The 350-nt window shown below is 56.3% G+C and carries 2 tRNA genes; both read right to left on the bottom strand.

The window, feature by feature from the left end:
* Nucleotides 1-90: 90 nt before the first annotated feature.
* Nucleotides 91-167, bottom strand: a tRNA-Ile gene (locus GD002_RS17635).
* A gap of 5 nt (nt 168-172) precedes the next feature.
* Nucleotides 173-246, bottom strand: a tRNA-Met gene (locus GD002_RS17630).
* Nucleotides 247-350 lie beyond the last annotated feature (104 nt).

Here is a 350-nt window from a genome sequence, read left to right as displayed (position 1 = left end):
TCGAACCCCCGCGGGCTTTAACACCCCTGTCGGTTTTCAAGACCGATCCCTTCAGCCGGGCTTGGGTATTCCTCCGTATATCAAACAAATTGGTGGACCTTGCAGGACTCGAACCTGCGACCGGACGGTTATGAGCCGTCTGCTCTAACCAACTGAGCTAAAGGTCCTTAGATAGCGGCGGAGGGGGTCGAACCCACGACCTTACGGGTATGAACCGTACGCTCTAGCCAGCTGAGCTACGCCGCCACAATTAGTCAGTTAGATCTTTATTTTATTGGTGGAGCCTAGCGGGATCGAACCGCTGACCTCCTGCGTGCAAGGCAGGCGCTCTCCCAGCTGAGCTAAGGCCC

The sequence above is a fragment of the Sporosarcina obsidiansis genome, assembly GCF_009651005.1.
GTDB classification, from domain to species: Bacteria; Bacillota; Bacilli; order Bacillales_A; family Planococcaceae; genus Sporosarcina; species Sporosarcina obsidiansis.
Note: the sequence above shows the minus strand (reverse complement) of the source record. Positions and strands in the feature narration are given on the sequence as shown.